At 69.1% G+C, this 17,508-nt stretch carries 19 protein-coding genes, 1 other RNA gene and 1 riboswitch; of the genes, 9 read left to right on the top strand and 11 right to left on the bottom strand.

From position 1 onward, the window contains the following. Positions 1 to 6: 6 nt before the first annotated feature. Positions 7 to 765 carry a DUF2486 family protein gene (locus BDO18943_RS12275; protein WP_175022488.1) on the top strand — a complete coding sequence of 253 codons (759 nt, stop codon included), beginning with the start codon at positions 7 to 9 and terminating at the stop codon, positions 763 to 765. 141 nt (positions 766 to 906) lie between these two features. Here the strand turns inward: BDO18943_RS12275 and BDO18943_RS12270 are convergent, their stop codons facing one another. Together BDO18943_RS12270 and ilvD are read right to left on the bottom strand one after the other, a co-directional pair. Beyond that, complete coding sequence (locus tag BDO18943_RS12270) at positions 907 to 1,233, bottom strand: c-type cytochrome (RefSeq protein ID WP_175022487.1); 327 nt, start codon at positions 1,231 to 1,233, stop codon at positions 907 to 909. 128 nt (positions 1,234 to 1,361) lie between these two features. Then, positions 1,362 to 3,035: a dihydroxy-acid dehydratase gene (gene ilvD, locus BDO18943_RS12265; protein WP_043189857.1), complete on the bottom strand. Its 1,674-nt coding sequence runs from the start codon at positions 3,033 to 3,035 to the stop codon at positions 1,362 to 1,364. Positions 3,036 to 3,170: 135 nt separating this feature from the next. Between ilvD and BDO18943_RS12260 the strand changes: the two genes are divergently transcribed. Together BDO18943_RS12260 and lgt are read left to right on the top strand one after the other, a co-directional pair. Beyond that, on the top strand, positions 3,171 to 4,085 hold the full coding sequence (locus BDO18943_RS12260) for a LysR substrate-binding domain-containing protein (RefSeq protein WP_175022486.1): 915 nt from the start codon (positions 3,171 to 3,173) through the stop codon (positions 4,083 to 4,085). Between the two features lie 94 nt (positions 4,086 to 4,179). Next, complete coding sequence (gene lgt / locus BDO18943_RS12255) at positions 4,180 to 5,070, top strand: prolipoprotein diacylglyceryl transferase (RefSeq protein ID WP_043189852.1); 891 nt, start codon at positions 4,180 to 4,182, stop codon at positions 5,068 to 5,070. A 123-nt stretch (positions 5,071 to 5,193) separates the two neighbouring features. On the opposite strand, the gene BDO18943_RS12250 is transcribed toward lgt, so the two are convergent. The 5 genes from BDO18943_RS12250 to BDO18943_RS12230 all read right to left on the bottom strand — a co-directional run bounded on the left by BDO18943_RS12250 (position 5,194) and on the right by BDO18943_RS12230 (position 7,573). Further along, the gene (locus BDO18943_RS12250) at positions 5,194 to 5,934 is read right to left on the bottom strand and encodes an SIMPL domain-containing protein (RefSeq protein WP_122946044.1); all 741 of its coding nucleotides are present in this window, start codon (positions 5,932 to 5,934) and stop codon (positions 5,194 to 5,196) included. Between the two features lie 181 nt (positions 5,935 to 6,115). After that, positions 6,116 to 6,577 carry an EVE domain-containing protein gene (locus BDO18943_RS12245; RefSeq protein ID WP_043189848.1) on the bottom strand — a complete coding sequence of 154 codons (462 nt, stop codon included), beginning with the start codon at positions 6,575 to 6,577 and terminating at the stop codon, positions 6,116 to 6,118. Positions 6,578 to 6,648: 71 nt separating this feature from the next. Next, positions 6,649 to 6,830, bottom strand: a non-coding RNA gene (gene ssrS / locus BDO18943_RS12240) — 6S RNA. 81 nt (positions 6,831 to 6,911) lie between these two features. Then, positions 6,912 to 7,226, bottom strand: coding sequence for a cell division protein ZapA (locus BDO18943_RS12235; protein WP_011352906.1), 315 nt, complete (start codon positions 7,224 to 7,226; stop codon positions 6,912 to 6,914). Further along, positions 7,223 to 7,573 (bottom strand): ATPase, encoded by a 351-nt coding sequence (locus BDO18943_RS12230; protein WP_043189846.1) that lies wholly within the window; start codon positions 7,571 to 7,573, stop codon positions 7,223 to 7,225. Before BDO18943_RS12230 ends, BDO18943_RS12235 begins: the two co-directional genes overlap by 4 nt. Positions 7,574 to 7,727: 154 nt before the next feature. Beyond that, positions 7,728 to 7,978: riboswitch (cobalamin riboswitch) on the top strand. A 42-nt stretch (positions 7,979 to 8,020) separates the two neighbouring features. Here BDO18943_RS12230 and BDO18943_RS12225 point away from each other — a divergent pair. The 5 genes from BDO18943_RS12225 to cobC are packed head-to-tail and all read left to right on the top strand — an operon-like array spanning position 8,021 to position 12,391. After that, positions 8,021 to 9,136 (top strand): FecCD family ABC transporter permease, encoded by a 1,116-nt coding sequence (locus BDO18943_RS12225; protein WP_043189845.1) that lies wholly within the window; start codon positions 8,021 to 8,023, stop codon positions 9,134 to 9,136. Further along, positions 9,133 to 9,948: an ABC transporter ATP-binding protein gene (locus BDO18943_RS12220; protein WP_175022485.1), complete on the top strand. Its 816-nt coding sequence runs from the start codon at positions 9,133 to 9,135 to the stop codon at positions 9,946 to 9,948. The genes BDO18943_RS12225 and BDO18943_RS12220 overlap by 4 nt, the downstream gene beginning before the upstream one ends. Positions 9,949 to 10,000: 52 nt before the next feature. Beyond that, positions 10,001 to 11,056 (top strand): nicotinate-nucleotide--dimethylbenzimidazole phosphoribosyltransferase, encoded by a 1,056-nt coding sequence (gene cobT, locus BDO18943_RS12215; RefSeq protein WP_175022484.1) that lies wholly within the window; start codon positions 10,001 to 10,003, stop codon positions 11,054 to 11,056. After that, the gene (locus BDO18943_RS12210) at positions 11,046 to 11,822 is read left to right on the top strand and encodes an adenosylcobinamide-GDP ribazoletransferase (protein ID WP_175022483.1); all 777 of its coding nucleotides are present in this window, start codon (positions 11,046 to 11,048) and stop codon (positions 11,820 to 11,822) included. Before cobT ends, BDO18943_RS12210 begins: the two co-directional genes overlap by 11 nt. Continuing rightward, positions 11,807 to 12,391 (top strand): alpha-ribazole phosphatase, encoded by a 585-nt coding sequence (cobC, locus tag BDO18943_RS12205; RefSeq protein ID WP_175022482.1) that lies wholly within the window; start codon positions 11,807 to 11,809, stop codon positions 12,389 to 12,391. The genes BDO18943_RS12210 and cobC overlap by 16 nt, the downstream gene beginning before the upstream one ends. A gap of 107 nt (positions 12,392 to 12,498) precedes the next feature. On the opposite strand, the gene BDO18943_RS12200 is transcribed toward cobC, so the two are convergent. From BDO18943_RS12200 to cobU, 4 genes are read right to left on the bottom strand one after another with little or no spacing between them, the layout of a single operon-like run. Continuing rightward, positions 12,499 to 13,416, bottom strand: coding sequence for a cobalamin-binding protein (locus BDO18943_RS12200; protein WP_175022481.1), 918 nt, complete (start codon positions 13,414 to 13,416; stop codon positions 12,499 to 12,501). Beyond that, on the bottom strand, positions 13,413 to 14,432 hold the full coding sequence (gene cobD, locus BDO18943_RS12195) for a threonine-phosphate decarboxylase CobD (RefSeq protein WP_175022480.1): 1,020 nt from the start codon (positions 14,430 to 14,432) through the stop codon (positions 13,413 to 13,415). Before cobD ends, BDO18943_RS12200 begins: the two co-directional genes overlap by 4 nt. Next, complete coding sequence (cbiB, locus tag BDO18943_RS12190; protein WP_175022479.1) at positions 14,425 to 15,369, bottom strand: adenosylcobinamide-phosphate synthase CbiB; 945 nt, start codon at positions 15,367 to 15,369, stop codon at positions 14,425 to 14,427. The genes cobD and cbiB overlap by 8 nt, the downstream gene beginning before the upstream one ends. Further along, positions 15,363 to 15,917, bottom strand: coding sequence for a bifunctional adenosylcobinamide kinase/adenosylcobinamide-phosphate guanylyltransferase (gene cobU, locus BDO18943_RS12185; protein WP_175022478.1), 555 nt, complete (start codon positions 15,915 to 15,917; stop codon positions 15,363 to 15,365). Before cobU ends, cbiB begins: the two co-directional genes overlap by 7 nt. A 74-nt stretch (positions 15,918 to 15,991) precedes the next feature. On the opposite strand from cobU, the gene BDO18943_RS12180 reads away from it, so the two are divergent. After that, positions 15,992 to 17,494: a cobyric acid synthase gene (locus BDO18943_RS12180; RefSeq protein WP_175022477.1), complete on the top strand. Its 1,503-nt coding sequence runs from the start codon at positions 15,992 to 15,994 to the stop codon at positions 17,492 to 17,494. The last annotated feature ends 14 nt before the right edge of the window (positions 17,495 to 17,508 follow it).

Below are 17,508 nucleotides of genomic sequence, written 5' to 3'. Positions count from 1 at the left end.
GTTCCCGTGACAGAAGCCGATTCATCCTCGATCCCGACGCTGACCGACGTGTTGGTGCCGGGCAAGCCGGTGCCGGCGCGCTCGCCCGCGTCCGACCGATCTCAGCCGCATGCCGGTGCGGCGATGCCGGTGCTCACCGACGTGGTCGCACCGCACACCGCGGGTGCGGCGCCGGCCGATTCCATGCAAAGTGCACTTGACCCCGATTCCGTCGTGGTCGAACCCGTGCCGACGCCGCACGTGCCGGCGGTCGAACTGCCGGGCGACGTAGCGATGGCTGCTGCGGCGGCGATGGGCGAGACCGATGCGCCGGCCGAACCTGGCGCCGCGGAGCACGTGGTCGCCGAAGACTCGGCGGCAATGAGTGCGCCGCTGCGCTCGTCGCTGGCCGACGATGCGCCGCAACACGCGTTCGCCGCGGTGGCGCACGAGGCGATCGGGCACGCGCGTGAAGCGCACCTGCCGGAGGCCGTCGTGCCGGCCGCCGCGCCGCAGCCCGACGCGCAGGCAGCCGCAGGGCTGACGGCGGAAGATGCACAGCACATCGCCGAGCGCCTGCGCAATCGCCTGACGAACTATCTGACCGGGGAAGGGCGCGATGCCATCGAAGCCCGCTGTCGCGACGCGCTGCATGAGCATTCGGCCTGGCTGGTCGGCCAGATCACGCGCGAAGTGGCGTTGGCGCTGGAAAGCGAGGTGATGGACTGGGTTCGTGACGCTGTCGACGAAGAGATCGCGCGCCGTCGTACCGGCCATGCCGGTTGAGCGCGCGACCATTCCGGCCAAAAACGGAGTGCGGTTCCAGTAAGAGCCGGTAACGCTGCCGGCGAGACGCCGGTCAGCCGGGACAGGCCCGCCTGTCGGCGGAACCCGGCGCAGCGGCTATTCCCGCCCGGGGCGTCCGGTTCAGTGTACCGACAGCACCCATTGCGCGAGCGTGTGGGCTTCGGTGTTCGTCAGTTGCGTATTGGCGGGCATCGGCACGCTGCCCCATACGCCGACGCTGCCTTTCACGATCGATTGGGCAAGGTAGTCGACGGCGTCGCTGCGCGCCGCATACTTGCTGGCGATGTCGCGGAACGATGGGCCCATCAGCGGCTTGCCGATCGCGTGGCAGGCCATGCAGTTCTTGCGCTGGGCAAGCGCAAGCCCGTCGGCCTGGTCGGCGCGCGCCGCCGCCGCACTGCCGATCAGCAGCAGGGCGAGCAGGACGCGCAATATCGAGTGTTTCATGCGGTTCTCCGCCGGCGGGGACGGCCGGCTACATGGTCCGCGCATTATAAAAGCAAAGGGAACGCGCGTTTTGCGCGTTCCCCCGGCGGCCGATGTTTATCGGGGTCGCATGTTTTGATGCGCCCGCGTCAACCCGTGACGGCGCCCTGGTTCGCCGGGCGCGCCAGCGCAGCGAATTTCGCGAGCACGCCGCGCGTGTAGCGCGGCGCCGGCTGTTGCCATGCGGCGCGGCGGCGCGCGAGTTCCGCGTCGTCGACGTTCAACTGCAGCAGCAACCGGTGCGCGTCGATCGTGATCGAGTCGCCTTCCTGCACGAGCGCGATCGTGCCGCCGACGAACGCTTCGGGCGCGACGTGGCCGACCACCATCCCCCAGGTCCCGCCCGAGAAGCGGCCGTCCGTGATGAAGCCGACCGACTCGCCGAGCCCCTTGCCGATGATCGCCGAGGTCGGCGCGAGCATTTCCGGCATGCCGGGGCCGCCCTTCGGGCCGAGGTAGCGCAGCACGAGGATGTCGCCTGCGCGGATCCGGTCGCCGAGAATCGCATCCATCGCGCTCTGCTCGTCATCGAACACGCGTGCCGGGCCCGTGATCACCGGGTTCTTCAGGCCGGTGATCTTCGCGACCGCGCCGTCTTCCGCGAGATTGCCCTTCAGGATCGCAAGGTGGCCTTCCTTGTACAGCGCACGGTCGATCGGGAAGATCACGTCTTGGTCCGCGCGCGGCACGCTCGGCACGTCCTTCAGTTCGTCGGCGAGCGTGCGGCCGGTGATCGTCATGCAGTCGCCGTGCAGCAGCCCCGCGTCGAGCAGGATCTTCATCACCTGCGGAATCCCGCCGGCGCGATGCAGGTCGGTCGCGACGTACTTCCCGGACGGCTTCAGGTCGCAGATCACGGGTACGCGCTTGCGGATGCGCTCGAAGTCGTCGATCGTCCAGTCGACCTCGGCCGCGTGCGCGATCGCCAGATAGTGCAGCACCGCGTTGGTCGAGCCGCCCGTCGCCATGATCACCGACACCGCGTTCTCGATCGATGCCTTGGTGATGATGTCGCGCGGCTTCAGGTCGCGCTTCACCGCCTCGACCAGCACGCGCGCCGATTCGGCGGCCGAATCGACCTTCTCCTGGTCGGGGTTCGCCATCGTCGACGAGTACAGCAGCGACATCCCGAGCGCCTCGAACGACGAACTCATCGTGTTCGCGGTGTACATCCCGCCGCACGAACCCGACGTCGGGCACGCGTTCTGCTCGACGCCTTCGAAATCCTCCTGCGACATCCGGCCCGCGGTGAATTCGCCGACGGCCTCGAATGACGACACGATCGTCAGGTCCCGGCCTTTCCAGTTGCCGGGGCGGATCGTGCCGCCGTACACGTAGATGCCCGGCACGTTCAGGCGCGCGAGCGCGATCATCCCGCCCGGCATGTTCTTGTCGCAGCCGCCGACGACGACCACGCCGTCCATCCATTGGCCCTGCACGCAGGTCTCGATGCAGTCGGCGATCACTTCGCGCGACACGAGCGAGTACTTCATGCCTTCGGTACCCATCGACATGCCGTCCGAAATCGTCGGCGTGCCGAAGATCTGCGGGTTCGCGTCGGCCGCCTTCACGGCCGCGACGGCTGCGTCGGACAGCCGCTGCAGGCCGGAATTGCACGGCGTGATCGTCGAATGGCCGTTCGCGATACCGATCATCGGCTTGTCGAAATCTTCCTTCCGGTAGCCGAGTGCGTAATACATCGAGCGGTTCGGCGATCGGGCCACGCCTTGCGTGATGTGCTTCGAGCGACGGTTGTAAGCCATGGGGGACTCCATCGTTGTCTGGGCAACGCCGGTGAACGGCGTGCCGGTTCGGATCAATCAAGAATGGAGTTTCCGGATTGGGATGTCCAATATATTATTTGTCGCTTATTAAGTCGTTTTACGAATGAGAGAGGCATGGCCGATCCGACTCCCGACTTGCGCCAGTGGCGCTATTTCGTGACCGTCGCCGACGAGCGTCATTTCGGCCGCGCGGCCGAACGCCTGTCGATGACGCAGCCGCCGCTGTCACAGGCGATCCGTGCGCTCGAGGATGCGCTCGGCGTCGCGCTGTTCGCGCGCACCAAGCGTTCGGTAGCGCTGACGGCGGTCGGGGCGGCGCTGTTGCCCGACGTGCGCCGGCTGCTGGCATCGGCCGATGCGTTGCCGCCGCTGGCGCGACGGCTCGCGCGCGGCGAGGCCGGCTCGTTGTCGCTCGCGTTCGTATCGACCGCCGATTACGGGCTGCTGCCTGCGCTGCTGCGCGCGTTCGGCGCGCGCTTTCCGCAGGTGCACCTGCAACTCGCGGAGGCGACGAGCGACGTGCAGATCGACGAACTCGTCGCCGGCCGCATCGACGCGGGGCTCGTCATTCCGCCCGTGCCGCCACGCCATGCGGCCGGGCTGTCGTACCTGCCCGTCGTGCGCGAGCCGCTGGTGGTGGCGATGCCGGCCGCGGCGAGCAACGCGCCGGAAGACGAGCCCGTCCATCTCGCGGAAGTCGCCGCGATGCCGCTCGTGATCTTTCCGCGTCGTTTGGCACCCGGCTTTTATGACATCATTACGGGCTGCTACGGCGCGGCGGGGGAAACCCCGCGCATCGGCCAGGAGGCGATCCAGATGCAGACGATCGTCAGCCTCGTGTCGGCCGGCATGGGCGTCGCACTGGTGCCGCAATCGCTGCGTAACCTGCGGCGCACCGGCGTGGTCTACCGGCCGCTTGCCGGTCACGCGCCGGTCGTCGAGACAGGCCTCGTGTGGCGCACCGGCGACGTGAGCCCTGTGCTGGCCGGCTTCATCGACGTCGTGCGCGCGCAGGGCCTCGCCACGTGACGTGATGTGAACGATGACGCGCCGGTGCCGTCCAAAGCGCGGTGCTGCGCGTTTGCGACGGCCGTACCGCATTCGAAAACTTCTTCGCTAACCCATGATCATTCACCCGAATTTCGACCCCGTTGCGATCCATCTCGGGCCGCTGGCCGTGCGCTGGTACGGGCTCATGTATCTCGTCGGCTTCATCGCGGCGATCGTCGTCGGCCGGATCCGCCTGAAGCTGCCGCATGTCGCGGCGCAGGGCTGGACCGCGAAGGACATCGACGACATGATGTTCTACGGCGTGCTCGGCACCGTGCTCGGCGGCCGGCTTGGCTATGTGCTGTTCTACAAGGCCGATTTCTACTTCTCGCATCCGCTCGACGTGTTCAAGGTGTGGGAGGGCGGCATGTCGTTTCACGGCGGCTTCCTCGGCGTGACGCTCGCGATGATGCTGTTCGCGTGGCAGCGCAAGCGGCACTGGCTGCAGGTCACCGATTTCGTCGCGCCGATGGTGCCGACGGGGCTTGCGGCCGGGCGGCTCGGCAACTTCATCAACGGTGAACTGTGGGGCCGCGTGACCGATCCGTCGGCACCGTGGGCGATGCTGTTCCCGGGCGCGATGCGCGACGATGCGGCATGGTTGCCGAAGCATCCGGAGCTCGTCGAGAAGTGGCATCTCGCCGACGTGTTCATGCAATACCAGATGCTGCCGCGCCATCCTTCGCAGCTCTATGAAATCGCGCTCGAAGGTATCGTGCTGTTCTTCGCGCTGTTCTTCTTCTCGCGCAAGTCGCGGCCGATGGGCGCAATCTCCGCGCTGTTCCTGATCGGCTACGGCCTCGCACGCTTCACGGTCGAGTTCGCGCGCGAGCCCGACGACTTCCTCGGCCTGCTCGCGCTCGGCCTGTCGATGGGGCAGTGGCTGTCGCTGCCGATGATCCTCGCGGGCGTCGCGCTGATGGTTTGGGCATATCGCCGTCGCGCGGCGACTGCCGCTGCGTGATGCGATGCCGATGCACGTGCGAGCGGCACGTGCATCGACGCTTGCATCGACCACATGCAGGTCAATGAAAAACGCCGGCCCTCGGGCCGGCGTTTTTCATTTCGGACTGCCGCGCGCTGCGCGTTACTTCATCTGCACCGAGCCGTTGACGGTGACCGACACGGTGGCCTTGCCGCCTTCGACCGCGATCGGTGCACTCATCTTGGCGCTGTCCATCGGTGCTGCGGCCATCGCCATCATGCGCGGGTACGGCTGCACGTTGCGGCCGCCGCCGACGTTCACGTCGCGGATCGTGTAGCTGCTGTAACCGAAGGCCTTCGCGGCTTCGTCCGCGCGGGCGCGGAACGACTTGATCGCCTCGGTCGTCAGCTTCTGCTCGGCTGCGCGCTGCGCTTCCGGCGACAGCGAGAACTCGACGTTCGCGACCTGCATCAGGTTCGACAACTGGCCTGCAAGCTTCGACGCTGCCGCGAAATCGCGCGATTCGAGCGCGACTTCGGTGCGGCCGCGCCATGCGGAGATCTTGCCGTCGCGATCGGTGCTCGGATAGACGGAGAATGCGCCCGTGTGCGCAGTGACGCCCGATACGCCCTTCGCTTGCGACAGCGCTGCGTCGGCGCGCTGGTTCAGCTGCGCGGTGAGGCTGCCCGGATCCTTGGCCTGCTGCTCGTAGAACAGCGTGATGTGGATGATGTCCTGCGGCACGTCGGTGCTGGCCTGCGACGACAGCGACAGCACGCCCGCGGGCTCCGGAAAGTGCGGGTTCGCGGTTTGCGCGTGCGCGGTGGACGACGCGAGCGTCAACGCGACGGGAACGGCGGCGGCAAGGGCGAGCGACAGCGCGAGTGCGGATTTCTTGGTCATTGTTGGACTCCTTGTGCGAGGGCGTGCACGCGGATCGCGCGTGCACGACGCGGGCGTACCGCGCGACGAAAAAAACGACAACCGGCCCGATCGGCCGACAGCGGTTGCTTAGGCTGCGGGAAAGTGCCGCGAGTTCCGCGGCGGCGGTGCGTACTGACCAGATTTGACCTTTGGCGCGTGCCTACTTCATCAGCTTTTCGGTGATGAAGCGCCATTCGGCGCGCGTGACGGGCGTGATCGACAGCCGGTTGCCGCGTGCGAGCACACGCATGTCGGCGAGTTCGTCGTGTTCGCGCAGCGCGGCGAGTGGCACGAGCGGCGATTTTTTCACGTAGTGCACGTCGACGAGCAGCCAGCGCGGCGCTTCCTGAGTCGACTTCGGGTCGTAATAGGGGCTTTTCGGATCGAATTGCGTGGGATCGGGGTAGGGCGTCGACGACACTTCGGCGAGACCCGCGATGCCCGGCTCGGGGCAGCTCGAGTGATAGAACAGCACGCCGTCGCCGATCTTCATCGTGTCGCGCATGAAATTGCGCGCCTGATAATTGCGCACGCCCGTCCACGGCAGCGAGCGCTGCGGTGCGTTGGCGAGATCGTCGATGCTTGCTTCGTCCGGTTCGGACTTCATCAGCCAGTATTGCATGGATCGTGATCGACGCAGAAAGAGGCTGCTACAAAAGAAAACGGCACCGGGCTTCGCCCGATGCCGTTGGATAGGCCCCCGCCTTGGCCGCTAGGCCGGCATCCTGAACCTGAGGTTCAGAATTGGTCGCAGTTAGCAGCACTTCGGGTACATCAGACAGAGTGACGCGCGCGCCCGTGCTACAAATTTCCGCAACCGTGCACATGGCATTGGTTCAAGGAATATATGACCTTGGCGAACCAGGCAGGGAAGCTGACTGAACTGTGATTCGATGCGCCAATTTGACCACTGTTGATCTCTGAGATCAAGGGGAATCGACGCATCGATTGAAACGTTACTGCGTCTCGTGCTGTGCGAGCACCGCACCGAGCTGTTCATTCATCTGGTGCATTGTACGACGGATTTCCTCCGCCGGAAATGCTTCACCGTGCCGCACGCTCGTTTGCAGTCGCAGCAATTCGGACGCGAGCGACAGCGCCGCCATCACGGCGATGCGATCGGTGCCGCGTACCGAGCTGTTCGAGCGTATTTTCGACATTTCGGCGTCGACGCGCGCGACCGCTTCGAGCAGCGCCGCTTCGGTCTCGGCCGAGCAGGCGAGCCGATAGGCCTGACCGAGAATCGAGACTTCGATCTGCTTGGTGCTCATGCATGTTCTCCGTGGCTGGCCGCGTCATCGCCATCCGCACGCGCCTGTGCATCCAGCAGGTCGAGCTGGTTGTCGGCTTGCTCCGCGCTTTTCGAGCGTGGCAGCTTTTCGAGAATCGCGTTCAGTTTCACCTGGGCGTCGTCGATCTTTGCCGATAGCGTGTCACGCTCGGCCGCAAGTGCATTGCGTTCGTCGCGCAGTTGCGCGAGTTCCGCGCGGACCGTGTCCGCATCCGCGCGCAATTGCGCGACCTGCTCCTCGAGCGCGAGCCGTTCCGAGTGATAGCGCTTGTTCAGCGAAATCAGACGGCCAATATTTTGAGATAGGGTTTCGAGTTCGTTGAGCATTTGCTGCGTCCTCTAAAGACCCAGCATTTTAGCGCGGAATAACGCGCAATCCGACATCTGTAACGTTTCCAGTCGTAACACCCCTGCTTCTCGCCGTGAATCGGCGCGTCCCGTGCGTGTCCGGACGCTTCCTTGACGCTCGCGCGACCCGCTCCTAAACTGGCGCCGCCTCGGTGCTCGCGCGTGGAACGCGCGGTTAAACGGGAAGCAGGGCGCGGGTGCCGGAAGCCCGCCAACCTGCGCTGCCCCCGCAACGGTAAGCGGCCGCGTCCGGTGACGCAGGCCGGCTCGGGCGCGTTTCACGTGCAGGTGTTGCATGCGGACGCGGGCCACTGCGCGTCATCGCGCGGGAAGGCGAGCCGGACCGCCGCCAGCCCGGATACCGGCCGAGACGGGGAGCCCGCACGGGCTTCGTGACGCGCGGCCTGCGGGGAAGCGGGGCGCGCAATGCTTCACGGAATCTTCTTCGATGCTGACCCCAATCGTCCGCGCGGCGCTTCAGTCACGACCGGCCGGCCTCCGCAAGCGGGGGCGCCGCACGTCGTGTGCGGCGCCGTGCGCGGCATGAGCGCCGCGCGCGCCACTGCGATCTGGGCCGCGCTCGCCGCGGCGGTCGCGTTGCTGTTCGTTGCGTCGCTGTCAATCGGCAGCGTGCCGATGTCGCCATGGCAGGCGCTTGCGTCGCTCGTGCCGCATGGCGGCGACGCGCTGTTTGCCGACATCGTCCGCACGCTGCGCCTGCCCCGCGCGCTCGCGGGCTTCGCATGCGGCGCGCTGCTTGCGCTCGCCGGTGCGCTGTTGCAGGTGCTGTTGCGCAATCCACTCGCGGAGCCGTACGTGCTCGGCGTATCGGGCGGCGCGGCCGGCTTCGCGCTCGTCGCGATGATCGCGGGCGGCGCGTGGTGGCTCGTTGACGCATCGGCGTTCGCCGGCTCGCTCGTATCGGTCGCGCTCGTGCTCGGTCTCGCGCGCCGTGAGCTGTGGCGCGGCGAGTCGCGCGACGCGTCGCCGCGGCTGCTGCTCACGGGCGTCGTGATCGCGGCGGGGTGGGGCGCGCTCGTCACGCTGTTGTTGTCACTTGCACCCGATGCACGACTGCGCGGGATCATCTTCTGGCTGACCGGCGACCTGAACGGCGTGACCGCGCCGTGGTTCGCGTGGGGCGCGCTGTTGCTGGCCGCCTGCGTCGCGCTGCCGGCCGCGCCGCAACTGAACGTGCTGCTGCGCGGCGATGCGACCGCGCTCGCGCTCGGCGTGCCCGTTGCGCGCCTGCGCGTGCGGATCTATCTCGTCGCGTCGCTGGCCGCCGCGGCCGCGGTGACGACGGCCGGCACGATCGGCTTCGTCGGCCTCGTCGTGCCGCATGCACTGCGGCTCGCCTTCGGCAACGACCAGCGGATGCTGCTGCCGGCCGCGATGCTTGCGGGCGGCGGCGGCGTGATGGCGGCGGACCTGCTCGCCCGCACCGCGATCGCGCCCGCGCAATTGCCGGTCGGCGTGATGACCGCGTTGATCGGCGTGCCGGTGTTCCTGTGGATGTTGTTGAGGAGGCCGATGCGATGACGGGGGCCGCACTGCACGCCACGGCCGGCGACATGAACTACGCGGCCGTCGACCTGACGCTGAAGGCCGGCGCACGCACGCTGCTCGACGGCTTCACCCGGACGTTCCGCCCCGGCGAGATCTGGTGCGTCGCCGGGCCGAACGGCGCGGGCAAGACGACGCTGCTTGCGACCCTGGCCGGGCTGCAGCCGCCGGCCGGCGGACACGTCGAGATCGACGGCCGGCCGCTTGCCGCATGGCCGCCCGAGCAGCTCGCGCAGCGCCGCGCGCTGATGCCGCAGCAACTGCACGACGTATTCAGCGCGACCGTGTTCGACACGGTGCTGCTCAACCGCTTTCCGTATCTCGGCGGCTGGGGCTGGGAGCGCGACGGCGATCGCGCGGCCGCGCGCGACGCGCTGGCGGCGTTCGACCTCACCGCGCTCGCGTCGCGCGACGTGCTGTCGCTGTCGGGCGGCGAGCGGCAGCGCGTCGCGCTGGCCGCGACGCTGTGCCAGGACGCACCGTTGATGCTGCTCGACGAACCGCTCGCGCATCTCGACCTGCATCACCAGATCGATTGTCTGACCGCGCTGGCCGCATGGCTCGACGCGGGCCCGCGCACGGTGCTGTTCTCGTGCCATGATCTGAATCTCGCGCGGCGTTTCGCGACGCACGCGCTGTTGCTCGACGGCCGCGGCCACGCGTGGGCCGGTCCCGTGCACGACGTGCTGACGCCCGAGCGCGCGAGCGACGCGTTCGGTTATCCGCTGGTGCTGATCCGCGAGAACGGCCGCGATGCGCTGCTGCCGGCGTGGCCCGAGCGACAATGACCTTTCCTTTTCCGATGCGCGGCGCATACCGCGCCAACGACACGGCTTTTCGATGACGACCCCGACCCACTTCCCGCCCGCGATTGCGCCGCTCGACGACGCGCTGCGCAAGCGCCTGCAGCACGTGATCGACCACAAGACCAAGCCGCCCGGCAGCCTCGGCCAGCTCGAGGCGATCGCGCTGCAGATCGGCCTGATCCAGCACACCGAGCGGCCGGTCGTGCAGCGTCCCGTGATGATCGTGTTTGCCGGCGATCACGGGATTGCCGCCGAGGGCGTGAGTCCTTATCCGCAAGCGGTGACCGCCCAGATGGTCGCGAATTTCCTCGCCGGCGGCGCGGCAATCAACGCGTTCTCGGGCGCCGTGCAGAGCGCGCTCGAGATCGTCGATGCGGGCGTCGCGTCGACGCTGCCGCTGTCCGACCGGCTGGTGTCGCTGCCGGTCGCGCGCGGCACACGCAACTTCGCGGCGGAGCCAGCGATGACGCGCGACGAGGCGATGACGGCGATCACGGCCGGCGCGGCGCGCGTGCGCCTGCATGCGTCGCTCGGCACGAACGTGATCGGCTTCGGCGAGATGGGGATCGCGAACACGTCGTCGGCCGCATGCCTGATGAGCCGCCTGCTCAGCGTGCCGATCGATGCCTGCGTCGGGCGCGGCACGGGCCTCGACGACCAGGGCCTCGCGCACAAGCGCGCGGTGCTCGGCCGTGCGCTCGTCAAGCACTCGCACGCGATTGCGCCGCTCGACGTGCTCGCGACGTTCGGCGGCTTCGAGATCGCGATGATGACGGGCGCGTATCTCGCGGCCGCGAGCGAGCGGATGACGATCCTCGTCGACGGCTTCATCGCGACGGCTGCGCTGCTCGTCGCCGAGCGCATCGTGCCCGGCGTACGCGATTACTGCGTGTTTTCGCATACGTCGCACGAGGCCGGGCACCGGCGCATGCTCGAGCATTTCGGCGCGAAGCCGCTGCTCGCGCTCGACCTGCGGCTCGGCGAAGGCACCGGCGCGGCGCTCGCGCTGCCGCTCGTGCGTGCGGCGGCTGCGTTCCTCACCGAAATGGCGAGCTTCGAATCCGCCGGCGTCGACAATCGTGACGCCTGATCGCGCGCGTGGCGTGCGGGCCGAACTGCGCTACTTCTTCGTCGCGCTCGGCTATTTCACGCGCGTGCCCGTGCCGCGCTCGATCGGTTATGCGGCCGGCGATCTCGATCAGGCCGCGCGTTATTTTCCGCTCGTCGGCGCATGTGTCGGCGCGTGGGGCGCGCTCGTCTATCTCGTCGCGCTGCGTGTGCTGCCCCCGTCGATCGCGGTCGGGCTGTCGATGGCCGCGACGCTGCTCGCAACGGGCGCCTTTCACGAGGATGGCCTGGCCGACAGCTGCGATGCGTTCGGCGGCGGCTATACGCGCGACGACGTGCTGCGCATCATGCACGACTCGCGGATCGGCACGTTCGGCGCGGTCGCGCTCGTGATCTCGCTCGGCCTGAAATGGCAGGCGCTTGCATCGATGCTGCCGTTGCGTGCCGCATGGACGATGATCGCGGCGCACGCGGCGAGCCGCGCGGCGGCCGTGAGCTTGCTGATGACGCTCGACTACGTGCGGCCCGAAGGCAAGGCGAAACCGGTCGCGCAACGGATGGGCGCACGCGCGGCGTGCGTCGCGGCGCTATTCGGCTTGCCCTGGCTGTTCTGGCCCGACTGGCGCATGGGAGTCGTCGCATGCGTCGTGCTCATGCTCGTGCGCGCGTGGGCCGCCCGCTATTTCGTGAATCGGATCGGCGGCTATACGGGCGACTGTCTCGGCTTCGCGCAGCAACTGTGCGAACTGGCGATCTATCTCGTGGTGCTCGGATGGACGTCGTCCTGATCCGTCATCCGGCCGTCGGCGTCGAGCCGGGCATCTGCTACGGACGCAGCGACGTGCCGCTCGCCGTACCGGCCGACGTCGGCGCGCAGGCCGTGCGCGCGCATCTGTCGGCACTCTGCGCGCCGTTTCCCGAACAGGTCTGGACGAGTCCGCTGACGCGCTGCGCGTCGGTTGCCGAACGGCTCGCGCAGGCATGCGACGTGCCGCTGCGATGCGATGCGGACTGGCAGGAAATGGATTTCGGCGCGTGGGAAATGCGACGCTGGGACGATATCGATCGCGCGGCGCTCGACGCGTGGGCGGCCGACCTGATGCATGCGTGTGCGCATGGCGGTGAAAGCGTTGCGCAGTTCGCCGCGCGCGTGGCACGGCGGGCCGATGCGGTTGCGCAGTGCGATGGCCCGCAATGGGTGGTGACGCATGCGGGCGTGATCCGCGCATTCGCATCGCATGTGCTGTGCGTGCCGCTCGACACGCTGTTGTCGCGGCCAGTGCCGACAGCGGGTGTCGTCTGGCTGCGCGCGGATGCCGCCGCGCGGACGTGGGAAGTGGTGCACTGGGACGAATAGGCGCGCGGGCGTCTGCGTGTGAACGGCGCGGCGCGCGATCAATCGGTCTCCTCAGATAGCGGTCACATCGGGCGCAGGTGCGCGATGAGCGCGCAAGGCACCGGAAATCAGCGCGCCGGCCGCCGCGCACGCGCGGCATCGAGATCCTCGCACAGCGCGGCCGCGCCCTGCGCGATCCGCAGTGACGGCCGCGTCAGCAGATCGCCGTCGATCGCAAACAGGTTGTTGCGCGCGACGGCCGTCAGTGCGGGCCATGCGCGCCAGCGCGCCAGGCTCGGCAACGGTTCGTCGGAGCGCGTCGTGCCCGCGCTGGTCGTCACGATCGCCTCCGGATTCGCCGCGAGCACGGCCTCGTCGGTGACGGTCGGCACGAGCGGCTTGAGCGATGCGAACACGTTGCGCCCGCCGCACAGCTCGATCACGTCGTTGATCAGGTGCGTGCCGTTGAGCGTCATCAGCGGCCGGTCCCAGACCTGGAAGAACATCGTGACGGGCGCGCGCGCAGCGTAACGCGTGCGCAGCGCCGCGATGTCGCGCGTATAGGCGGCCGCGGCCGCATCGGCAACCGGCTGCGTGCCGAGCAGCGTGCCGAGCTGGCGCAGCGACGTCGATACGTCGTCGAGATGCTTCGGCTCACTGAGGAACAGCGGGATGTGCAGCGCGCGCAGCGCGTCGGTCTGCCGCTCGGCATTGCCGTGCCGCCAGACGACGATCAGGTCGGGCTTCAGCGCGGCGATCCGCTCGAGGTCGAGCGCCTTGTTGTCGCCGACGCGCGGTATCGCTTGCGCGGCCGGCGGATAGTCGCTGTACGTGACGGTGCCGACGAGCTTTGCGCCGCCGCCGGCCGCGTAGACCAGCTCGGTCGCGTGCGGCGCGAGGCTGATCACGCGCTGCGCGGGCGCTGGCAGCGTGACGGTATTGCCAGCGTCGTCGCGCGTCGTGACATCGGCGTGGGCGAACGACGCGTAGGTGAGCGCGGACAGCATCGCGACCGGTGTGAGCCGGCGGAACATGCGCGGAGTCATGCGGATTCCCGTTGCAGCAGCGGCACGCAGTGCGCGAGCGCGTCGCCGAGGCGCTGCCATTCCGCTTCGCTGCCCGGCAGGCCGACGCGTACGCTCGACGGTGCCGGGAAGTGTCGCGTCCAGATGCCGCGTGCCGCGAGTGCCGCATGCAGCGCCGCGGCGCGCGGGTCGTCGGTCCAGCTGAAGAGCGGTGTCGCGCGAACCGCGAAGCCGTATGCGCGCAGCAGCGCGGCCAGCCGCTCGCCGTCGGCCGCGAGCCGTTCGCGGGCCGCAGCCTGCCACGCGCGATCGGCGAACGCCGCGGCGACCGCGTGGCGCGCGGGGCCACCGACCGTCCATGCGCCGAGCATGTCGCGCAGTGCGACGATCTGTTCGGGGCGCGCGAGCACGAAGCCGGCGCGGATGCCGGCGAGCCCGTAGAACTTGCCGACCGAACGCAGCACGACGAGGCCTGGGCGATCGACCTGCGGCGCGAGCGACTGCGTCGCGCCCGTATCGGCGAACGCCTCGTCGACGATCAGCGTGCCGCCGCGCGCGGCGAGTTGCGCATGCCAGCCGAGCAGGCGCGCGGCCGGTACGAACTGGGCGGTCGGATTATTCGGATTCCCGACGATGACGTGGCGCAGCGTCGCAGGCAACGTATCCGCGGCGATGTCGAGCGTGACGACGCGATGGCCGTGGCGCGCGAAGGCCGGTGCGTATTCGCCGTACGCGAGCGTGGCGACGCCGGCGTCGCCGGTCGGCAGCAGCGCGGGCAACGCGCGGATCGCGGCCTGGCTGCCGGCGACCGGCAGCACGTGGGCGGGATCGGGGGCGTGGTAGTACTGGGCGGCGCAGGCCGCGAGGCCGTCGCCGTCGTCGGGCAGCCGGCGCCATGCGTCGGCCGGGACGGGCGGTACCGGATAGCCGACCGGATTGATACCGGTCGACAGGTCGAGCCACGCGTCGTACGGAATGCCGTGGCGGCGTGCGGCTTCGTGCAGGTTGCCGCCGTGCGCGATGAGGATGTCAGACATGATGGGTGGCCATGGCGAGTGCGCCGCTCGCAACCAGCAGCGCGAGCCACAGGGCAAGCGTGCGCGTGACGAGCGACAGCGCGGCGACGATGTGGATGGCGGTCGCCGTTGCGCCGGTGCCGAGCGCGGGACGATCCTCGATCTCGCCGTGATAGACGGCCGGGCCGCCGAGCTGCACGTTCAGGCTGCCGGCGCCGGCAGCCATCACCGGGCCCGCGTTCGGGCTGTCCCAGTGGCGCGCCTGCGTGCGCCAGCAGCGCCATGCGGAGGCCGTGTCGCCGAGCAGCGCGTAGCTGGCGGCCGTGAGGCGCGCGGGAATCCAGTTCAGTGCGTCGTCGAGGCGCGCGGCGGCCCAGCCGAAGGTCAGGAAGCGCGGCGTGCGGTAGCCCCACATCGCGTCGAGCGTGTTCGCGAGCCGGAACAGCAGTGCACCGGGGCCGCCCGCGATGACGAACCAGAACAGCGCGCCGAAGATCGCGTCGTTGCCGTTCTCCAGCGCCGATTCGACGGCCGCGCGCGACAGCGCGCCTTCGTCTGCATCGCTCGTATCACGCGACACGATGCGCGCGGTCAGCGTGCGGGCGGCGCCGAGGTCATGCCGCAGCAACGCAGCAGCGATCGGTGCAACGTGGTCGGCGAGGCTTTTCGCGCCGAGCGCGAACCACAGCAGCGCGATGTGCAGCGCGGCTGCGAGCGGCCACGGCAGCACGGCTGCGAGCCATGCCGCGATGGCGACCGGCGGCACGACCGCCGCGATCCACGCGGCGACGCCGGTCACCCGGCCGCGCCGGCCCGTGTTCAGCGCGCCTTCGATACGTGCGGCGAGGCGGCCGAACGCGACGAGCGGGTGCCAGCCGGCCGGTTCGCCGATCGCGCGGTCGACGATCGCGGCTGCGACGGCGAACATCGCGACGACGGGCAGCGACAGCATCAGCATGACGGCGCTCCCGCCTTGAGGTCGAGCGGCAGCCCGGCGACGAGCAGCGTCACGTGCGTCGCGAGCGCGGCGACGCGCTGGTTCAGGCGCCCGAGTTCGTCGACGTAGCGGCGCGTGACCGACCCGAGCGGCACGACGCCGAGCCCGATCTCGTTGCTGACCACGATTACCTTCGCGCGCGCACCGCGCAATGCGTGCTCGAGCCGGTCGACCTGCGCCGCGTACTGCGTATCGTCGAGCGGTTCGCCGTCGGCCGGGCACAGCAGGTTCGTGAGCCACAGCGTCAGGCAATCGACGAGCAGGCATGCGTGCGGATCGTCGAGCCGCGCGAGCGTGCCGGCGAGGTCGACCGGCGCATCGGCGAACCCCCATTCGGCCGGCCGGCGCGCGCGATGGTGCGCGATGCGCTGCGCGAATTCGGCATCGGCGGCGGTCGCGGTCGCGATGTACGTGACGGGACGGCCGCTGTCGGCGGCGAGCCGCTCGGCGTGCGCGCTCTTGCCCGAGCGTGCGCCGCCGAGGACGAAGGTGAGGTCGTGCGGAATCATCGCGTGATTGTAACGGCGCGGGCATGCCGGTGCGGGCGATAATGCGGCCTTTGCTTCGCGACGAGCTTGACACGATGAATGCACCCGAGCCGCGGCCGCGCGGTACGCTGATGATCCAGGGCACGACTTCCGACGCGGGCAAGAGCACGCTCGTCGCGGGTCTGTGCCGGCTGGCGCGCCGGGCCGGCGCGCGCGTTGCGCCGTTCAAGCCGCAGAACATGGCGCTCAACAGCGCGGTGACGGCCGACGGCGGCGAGATCGGCCGCGCGCAGGCGCTGCAGGCACTGGCCGCGGGCGTCGCGCCGCATACGGATTTCAACCCCGTGCTGCTGAAGCCGACGAGCGATCGCGGCGCGCAGGTGATCATCCACGGCAAGGCGCGCATGAACCTCAATGCGCGCGCGTATCACGACTACAAGCCGGTCGCGTTCGATGCAGTGCTCGAGTCGTACGCGCGGCTGCGCGCCGGCTACGACACGGTGATCGTCGAGGGCGCCGGCAGCCCGGCGGAGATCAACCTGCGCGCCGGCGACATCGCGAACATGGGTTTTGCCGAACGGGTCGACTGCCCGGTCGTGCTCGTCGCCGACATCGACCGTGGCGGCGTGTTCGCGCACCTGGTCGGTACGCTCGCGTGCCTGTCCGACAGCGAGCGCGCACGCGTGCGCGGCTTCGTGATCAACCGCTTCCGCGGCGATTTCAAGCTGCTCGAACCGGGGCTCGACTGGCTGCGCGCGCAGACGGGCAAGCCCGTGTTCGGCGTGCTGCCGTACCTGCACGGCCTGCTGCTCGACGCCGAGGACATGCTGCCCGCGCAGGCGCGCAGCGCCGCCGCACGGGGTGACGCCGGCGTGCTGCGCGTGGTCGTGCCGGCGCTGCCGCGCATCAGCAACCACACCGATTTCGATCCGCTGCGCGCGCATCCGCAGGTCGAATTCACGTACTGGAAGAGCGGCCCCGTGCCGGATGCCGACCTGCTGATCCTGCCCGGTTCGAAGAGCGTGCAGCGCGATCTCGCATGGTTGCGCGACGCAGGCTGGGACACGCTGATCCGTCGCCATCTGCGCTACGGCGGCAAGGTGATCGGCATCTGCGGCGGGATGCAGATGCTCGGCCGCACGCTCGGCGATCCGCTCGGCCTCGAAGGTGCGCCCGGCAGCGTGCCGGGGCTCGGACTGCTCGATTTCGACACGACGCTGCAGTCCGACAAGACGCTGAAGAACGTCACGGGGCATCTCGCGCTGACGGGCGGGGCCGCCGTGCGCGGCTACGAGATCCACATGGGCGACACGCACGGGCCCGCGCTCGCGTCGCCCGCGCTGGCGCTGGCAGCCGATGCCGCGCAGGACGGGGCACGCCCGGACGGCGCGGTTTCCGCCGACGGGCAGATCCTCTCGACCTATGTGCACGGGCTGTTCGACTCGCCCGACGCCTGCACGGCGCTGCTCGCGTGGGCCGGGCTCGACGGCGCGGAACGGATCGACTATCCGGCGCTGCGCGAGGCGTCGCTCGAGCGGCTGGCCGACACGTTCGCCGACCATCTCGACCTCGACGCGCTGTACGCCGAATTTCGTTGACGTGCCGGCTGCCA

The organism is Burkholderia aenigmatica (genome assembly GCF_902499175.1).
Lineage (GTDB): Bacteria > Pseudomonadota > Gammaproteobacteria > Burkholderiales > Burkholderiaceae > Burkholderia > Burkholderia aenigmatica.
The sequence above is the reverse complement of the archived record's forward strand: the minus strand, read 5'-3'. Positions and strand labels throughout refer to the sequence as shown.

Bases quoted from the DNA above. Each gene is read 5' to 3' on its own strand.
- BDO18943_RS12260 (WP_175022486.1), top strand. From the start codon at position 3,171: ATGGCCGATCCGACTCCCGACTTGCGCCAGTGGCGCTATTTCGTGACC.
- BDO18943_RS12220 (WP_175022485.1), top strand. From the start codon at position 9,133: ATGACGGGGGCCGCACTGCACGCCACGGCCGGCGACATGAACTACGCG.
- lgt (WP_043189852.1), top strand. From the start codon at position 4,180: ATGATCATTCACCCGAATTTCGACCCCGTTGCGATCCATCTCGGGCCG.
- BDO18943_RS12180 (WP_175022477.1), top strand. From the start codon at position 15,992: ATGAATGCACCCGAGCCGCGGCCGCGCGGTACGCTGATGATCCAGGGC.
- cobD (WP_175022480.1), bottom strand. From the start codon at position 14,432: ATGTCTGACATCCTCATCGCGCACGGCGGCAACCTGCACGAAGCCGCA.
- BDO18943_RS12245 (WP_043189848.1), bottom strand. From the start codon at position 6,577: ATGCAATACTGGCTGATGAAGTCCGAACCGGACGAAGCAAGCATCGAC.
- BDO18943_RS12235 (WP_011352906.1), bottom strand. From the start codon at position 7,226: ATGAGCACCAAGCAGATCGAAGTCTCGATTCTCGGTCAGGCCTATCGG.
- BDO18943_RS12200 (WP_175022481.1), bottom strand. From the start codon at position 13,416: ATGACTCCGCGCATGTTCCGCCGGCTCACACCGGTCGCGATGCTGTCC.
- cobT (WP_175022484.1), top strand. From the start codon at position 10,001: ATGACGACCCCGACCCACTTCCCGCCCGCGATTGCGCCGCTCGACGAC.
- cbiB (WP_175022479.1), bottom strand. From the start codon at position 15,369: ATGCTGATGCTGTCGCTGCCCGTCGTCGCGATGTTCGCCGTCGCAGCC.
- BDO18943_RS12270 (WP_175022487.1), bottom strand. From the start codon at position 1,233: ATGAAACACTCGATATTGCGCGTCCTGCTCGCCCTGCTGCTGATCGGC.
- BDO18943_RS12230 (WP_043189846.1), bottom strand. From the start codon at position 7,573: ATGCTCAACGAACTCGAAACCCTATCTCAAAATATTGGCCGTCTGATT.
- cobU (WP_175022478.1), bottom strand. From the start codon at position 15,917: ATGATTCCGCACGACCTCACCTTCGTCCTCGGCGGCGCACGCTCGGGC.
- BDO18943_RS12225 (WP_043189845.1), top strand. From the start codon at position 8,021: ATGCTTCACGGAATCTTCTTCGATGCTGACCCCAATCGTCCGCGCGGC.
- BDO18943_RS12250 (WP_122946044.1), bottom strand. From the start codon at position 5,934: ATGACCAAGAAATCCGCACTCGCGCTGTCGCTCGCCCTTGCCGCCGCC.
- ilvD (WP_043189857.1), bottom strand. From the start codon at position 3,035: ATGGCTTACAACCGTCGCTCGAAGCACATCACGCAAGGCGTGGCCCGA.
- cobC (WP_175022482.1), top strand. From the start codon at position 11,807: ATGGACGTCGTCCTGATCCGTCATCCGGCCGTCGGCGTCGAGCCGGGC.